The sequence below is a fragment of the Bradyrhizobium sp. 134 genome (assembly GCF_023074155.1).
Taxonomy (GTDB): domain Bacteria; phylum Pseudomonadota; class Alphaproteobacteria; order Rhizobiales; family Xanthobacteraceae; genus Bradyrhizobium.
Genome location: NZ_JADPKX010000027.1, coordinates 1 through 5551 on the forward strand (window position 1 = coordinate 1; position 5551 = coordinate 5551).

Sequence of the window (5551 nt, forward strand, 5' to 3'; positions counted from 1 at the left end):
TGGGCCAGCAGGGCACGCGCTCCATTGCGCAAGACTTCTGTGAGTTGATCGTCGAAGATTCCTGGCTGAATCAGATGGATGACGTTATCGTTGGACACGCCATATCGCTCCTTCGGTGGAGAAGTGGAGGCGTCAAGCACCCCCACGATATGCCGCCTTTCCGATTCCCGCCGTCACCAACTTTGGGTGATAGCTCGAGAATGGACGCCTTGAGGGCGTCTGAGAACTTCGAGGCCTTCATCGTTCTTCGCTCCTCCCAGCCAGGACTCATTGCGCAAAGCTCTAGCCAAAAATGTCCAGTTTGCTGGCTTCAGATCAACATCTCTCAATGCGTGTCAATGAATAGCTCCTCGGAGAATTGAAGCGATCTAGCGAATAGAGCTTCTATTGAACTGTTCCTCGCCGTGACCACCACGCGGAGAAATAGGCGTTTCGCACGCCTGCCGAGTGGAATTTCAACCTTCGATATGACGCCGCCGCGCGCGTTAGATAAGGGCAACATCATTCTATCGCAAGACGATTTCGTGGACGAAAGAGCTGGTCCCGGTTGTCTGAACAGACTCCGCGTTGATAAGTGGAGCCTCTGCTGCGCGTTCCAGCCGATCGTGATCACGGATTCCAAGCCATCGTGATCACCCATTCCAGAGCATCGTGATCACGGTTTCCAGCCGATCGTGATCGCTATTCCAGCGATCGCGATCGGGGGGCAACCAGGAGGTGCGCGCCGCTGACAGTCTGCAACCCGGGTAGCTTGGTCTTTTGCCTAACCGCAGAGGATCGAGATGCCGACCGAGAGACTGTCCATGCGCCACATTCGTGAAGTTCTACGCCTACACGACAGCGTCGGCATGTCGCAACGCGCCGTTGCCCGCAGCCTGGGCTTGGCCCAAGGCACGGTCAGCAAGTACCTCAACCGCGCCCGCCGCGCCGGCCTGACCTGGCCGTTGCGGCCAGAGCTGGATGACGATGTCCGGCTCGAGAACCGCCTGTATCCGCCACCCTCTGATCGGCCCAGCGAGGAACGTCCGCAGCCGGATTGGGCGCTCGTGCATCGCGAGCTGCGGCGCCCGAACGTCACGCTGATGCTGTTGTGGGAGGAGTATTGCGACGCAAGCTCCGACAGCTTCAGCTACTCATGGTTCTGCGAACGCTACAAGGAATGGGCCGGCCGCCTCAAGCCGACCCTGCGCCAGGTCCATGTCGCCGGCGAGAAGCTGTTCGTCGACTATTCCGGCCACACGATGGAGGTGGTTGACGGGCTCACGGGTGAGGTACGCAGCACGCAGATCTTCGTCGCCGTGCTCGGCGCCTCGAACTACACCTACGCCGAGGCCAGCCTCAGCCAGAGCCTGCCGGACTGGATCGCCTCGCACGTTCGCGCATTCTCCTATTTCGGAGGCGTGGCCCGACAGACGGTTAGCGACAATCTGAAGGCCGGCATCACCCGGGCTTGCTTTCACGAACCGATGGTCAACCGGACCTATGCCGATCTCGCCCGCCATTACCGCACTGCCATCGTTCCGGCGCGGCCGTATCGGCCAAGGGACAAAGCCAAGGTCGAAGTCGGGGTCCAAATCGTCGGGCGATGGATTCTGGCGCGCTTGCGCAACCGCCGCTTCTTCTCACTCGCCTCCCTTAATGAGGCGATCCACGCGCTCCTTGTCGAACTGAACGATCGACCGTTGCGCAGCTGGGGACGAAGTCGCCGCGACCTGTTCGAGGAGCTCGATCGTCCGGCGCTGACCCCTTTGCCGGATGAGCCGTACGAGTACGCCGAGTGGAAGCGCTGCCGGGTCAACCTCGATTATCACATCGAGATCGCCAAGCATTACTACAGCGTCCCTCACAACCTCGTTCATCAGGAGGTTGAGGCCCGCATCACCCAAAAGACCGTCGAGATATTTCTCCGCGGCAAGCGGGTGGCCTCGCATCTGCGCAGCACCTTGCCACATCGCCCGACCACGATTCCCGAGCATATGCCGAGCTCACATCGCCGCTATCGCGACTGGACCCTTGAGCGCATTCGTTCGGAAGCCGCCAAAGTCGGTCCCGATGCCCAGACGCTGATCGACGTCATCCTGCGGTCGCGGCCGCATCCAGAACAGGGCTTCCGCTCCGCCATCGGCATTCTCGGGCTGGTCAAGCGCTATGGCCACGAACGCGTCGACGCAGCCTGCGCCCGGGCGCTGCTGCTCAACGCCCGTTCGTACAAATCGGTCGCTGCCATCCTCAAGAACGGCACAGACAGAACCGCTCCTCCCGCCGAGGAGGCGCCCATCCTCTTCCACGCCAACATCCGCGGCCGCAATTACTACAATTGATCAGGAGATCAGCATGCTCATTCACCCCACCGTCGATCGCTTGCGCGCACTCGGCCTCGCCGCCATGGCCGATGGCCTCACTGAACTGCAGAACAATCCCGAGGCGGCCGAGATGCCGCACGCCGATTGGCTCGGCCTCCTCGTCGATCGCGAGGTCACCGCCCGCGACATCCGCCGCCTCACGCGCCGCTTGACCAGTGCCAAGCTCCGTCAAGCCGCCACCATCGAGAACGTCGATTATCGCACCGCCCGTGGTCTCGATCGTTCGCTCTTCCAGAACCTCGTCACCTGTCAATGGATCCGTGACAGCAACCACCTGGTCATTGTCGGCCCAACCGGCACCGGCAAGTCCTGGCTTGCCTGCGCGCTCGGCAACAAGGCCTGCCGCGACGGCTTTTCCGTCCTCTACAAGCGAACATCCCGCCTGTTCGCCGATCTCGCCCAGGCGCGCGGCGAAGGCCGTCTGGCGCGCCTGATCGCTGCCCTGGAGCGCGTCAATCTCCTCATCCTCGACGACTGGGGACCCGAACCGCTCACCGCCGACCAGCGCCGTGATCTGCTCGAGATCGTCGACGATCGCTACGACAAGGGATCCTTGTTGATCACAAGTCAGGTCCCCGTGTCGCAATGGCATGACGTTGCTTGAGTGCTTAAACAATGCGCTCAACTCCAGCGACGTTGTCGAGCACCAACAGCCGCGGCCGCGACATCAGTGCGCGGCCTATCACAGTCAACTGCTGCTCGCCGTCCGAAATCAGTTCGAGGCTGGCGTGGAGGCTTCTGTCGGGAGCGTCGGAGATTCCTATGACAATGCTCTCGCCGAAACGATCAACGGTCTCTACAAGGCCGAGGTGATCCATCGGCGCGGGCCATGGCGCAGCTTCGAGGCCGTCGAGTTCGCCACTTTCGAATGGGTCGACGGGTTCAACAACCGACGGCTCCTGGAGCCCATCGGCAACATCCCGCCGGCCGAAGCCGAGCAACGCTACTGCGCCATGCTGGAACAACCGGCCATGGCGGCATAGCTTAAACCAAATGGCCTCCGGCAAACCCGGGCGGTTCAATCGTCACTCTTTCCGAGATCACGACCCTATGCCGACCTTGAGTGAATATTGGAGTCGCCGCCATCGACATGACACGGCTCAAGTGAGCCTACAAGGCTGACGACAAGAGAGCCGCAAAGGCAAGGACAGTGGGCTGAATCCGCGAGCGATATAGCAAGAACGTCTTCCCGTTCCCTCAGCTAAGGAATGTACAAGAGCACAGCTAGACCGCAGACTACGACTTATCTTCTCGATGAATGTACGTCCTTTTTTTTCCGCCAGCATATCCAAACTCTCGAGCTATCGCGAGTAAGCCGTCTGGCTTTGGCTCTCCCGTCGAGTACGGCGCCTCGGCAGATGGATCTGGCCGTCGAAGATCTATCGCATCCCGCGCCCGTGCGCAGCCATATATAGTGTCGCAAAAACGAGTGCGGCTCACGTCGGGCCGAAGTTGAAGTCGCCATGGTGAGATGCTCCAAAGTTATCGGCGAAGTGCGGATTACATGTGAATGCCACCCCACCGGATCAGGTAATTGAGGCGACCGAATTATTTAGCATTCTCCGCAGACTCCGTCTCTCGCACGAAGGAGAGGCCAAGAGGTTAGGTGATGAGAAGAAAAGAGAAGACAAAAAGGGCTAATGGGGTCCAGGAAAGCACGAATTATTCGTTGTGAATCTGACCAAAGAAAAGCTAAAGGGGCGTGCTTTGTGGAAAAGCGGCAACGGGATCAAGCTCGACGAGGCGGTCGCCGCCGGCTTTCAATTACCCACAGATTCTCCTCCGACCATGGCGCCCCGCGCGATGTCGGTGAGGCGTGACAGCCCGCGCCAGGCGGCGGATAACCGCCGAGCCGGGCGATCTTGATCAGATACTGCGAGAGCGTTTGCTTTTGGTTTGTGGTTGACCAGGCGATCGAGCACGCCGATTTTAGTCGCAGTCAACGCGAGGGTTGGCGGCGCGTCTGGGGCGGAACGTTTGAGCATCGCAAATCCGTCCTCTCAGACTCTATAATAGCCCTCCTGCATAATAGCCCTCCTGGATTTGCGCATGTCGGGCAGCAGGATTTGGGCCAGCGCGAGTACAGCGGAGCGCCGGCGTTTTTACCGGCGGAATGTCGCACTCTAAACAACTTGGCCGGTTCTAAACGTTCAGATCCGTTTCCTTTCAAGCAGAAGCACACCGGCGCAGGCCGATTGCGCATCTGAACAAGCTGCCGGAACCAGATAGCTGTGGCAGCCGCCGCGTGACGCCCTCCTTTGATGCGGTAGAGCGGACGGCTTAATAGAGTAGCAAGCTACGGCGTCGCTGGTCGACGTTGGGTTGGAAGTCGCTTGAATATCCGCTGCTAGTGCGAAGTCAGCATAGGCACTAGCATTACAGTTGCCGTTTTGCTTTGAGATGCGCGCGCTGAGCGGCAGCCTGGTGAGCTCTGCGCCAGAATGACCATGCGATGACATGCGCGGGTTGGATCCGCTTTCGAGCAAGCCTGCTGGCGATGCGGCGGATTTCCTGGATTGACCAACGGATCAGTGGCGGTGTGGGTATGCTTTGGCTTTTGCCGGGGGGCGGCGTTTGGTTTTTTTGGGCGGTGGCGGATTGGCGCGATGGCGGATCGCCGCCATCATGGCGAAGGCGAGCATCACCAGGGACACGTGGCGATGCCAGCCATGCCAGGACCTGCTCTCGTTGTGATCGAGCCCGAATTCGTTTTTCGCGGTTTCGAAACTGTCCTCGATCGCCCACCGATGGCCTTCGACCGCCACCAGCGTTTCGATGGACGTTCCCGCTGGACACCAGGTGGTGAAGAAGGCGAGATCGCCATCAGCGATATGGCGACGGATCAGCAGACCGCGCGTCCATAAACCATCATTTGCGCTGTTGAACTGCTCGACCTCGAGATCGGCCAGTTCGAGATAACACCAGTCATGCAGCCTCGGTCCTTTGGTTCCGGCTCCCGCCGACAAGCGCTTCCAGTCGGACGGGCGCCGCGTCCGGGCGATGTCTTCGGCCTTGCCGGCGACCGGCTGTCGCTTGCCCCAGGATCGGAAGACATGAGAGCTGCTGACCCCGAGCACATAGCCTTTGCCTGCCCGCCGTAGCTGCTGTTCGATATCGCCAACACCGTAGACCGTGTCACCGGCAACCCACTTGAATGGTACAGACGCGGCTATCGCACGTGCGATCAT

General features: G+C 60.1%; 4 protein-coding genes and 3 pseudogenes. 4 read left to right on the forward strand and 3 right to left on the reverse strand.

The window, feature by feature from the left end; genetic code table 11:
- Positions 1 to 146 (reverse strand): annotated as a pseudogene (locus IVA75_RS40345) (IS256 family transposase); the annotation flags it as partial.
- Positions 147 to 782: 636 nt separating this feature from the next.
- Here IVA75_RS40345 and istA point away from each other — a divergent pair.
- Both istA and istB read left to right on the forward strand, forming a co-directional pair.
- Positions 783 to 2321, forward strand: a complete 1539-nt coding sequence (gene istA / locus IVA75_RS09260; protein ID WP_247289269.1) for an IS21 family transposase — start codon at positions 783 to 785, stop codon at positions 2319 to 2321.
- Between the two features lie 13 nt (positions 2322 to 2334).
- Positions 2335 to 2967: an IS21-like element helper ATPase IstB gene (gene istB, locus IVA75_RS09265; RefSeq protein WP_247289271.1), complete on the forward strand. Its 633-nt coding sequence runs from the start codon at positions 2335 to 2337 to the stop codon at positions 2965 to 2967.
- A 34-nt stretch (positions 2968 to 3001) separates the two neighbouring features.
- Here istB and IVA75_RS09270 read toward each other — a convergent pair.
- Positions 3002 to 3079, reverse strand: a pseudogene (locus IVA75_RS09270) (ABC transporter ATP-binding protein); the annotation flags it as partial.
- Positions 3080 to 3082: 3 nt separating this feature from the next.
- Here IVA75_RS09270 and IVA75_RS09275 point away from each other — a divergent pair.
- Both IVA75_RS09275 and IVA75_RS09280 read left to right on the forward strand, forming a co-directional pair.
- Positions 3083 to 3346: pseudogene (locus tag IVA75_RS09275) on the forward strand (integrase core domain-containing protein); the annotation flags it as partial.
- A gap of 688 nt (positions 3347 to 4034) precedes the next feature.
- Complete coding sequence (locus IVA75_RS09280; protein ID WP_247289273.1) at positions 4035 to 4229, forward strand: hypothetical protein; 195 nt, start codon at positions 4035 to 4037, stop codon at positions 4227 to 4229.
- A gap of 662 nt (positions 4230 to 4891) precedes the next feature.
- On the opposite strand, the gene IVA75_RS09285 is transcribed toward IVA75_RS09280, so the two are convergent.
- Positions 4892 to 5551 (reverse strand): IS701 family transposase (locus IVA75_RS09285; protein WP_247358730.1); only part of this gene is annotated, 660 nt, incomplete at its 5' end.

Coding starts and splice junctions, on each gene's coding strand:
- istB (WP_247289271.1), top strand. CDS start 2,335: ATGCTCATTCACCCCACCGTCGATCGCTTGCGCGCACTCGGCCTCGCC.
- istA (WP_247289269.1), top strand. CDS start 783: ATGCCGACCGAGAGACTGTCCATGCGCCACATTCGTGAAGTTCTACGC.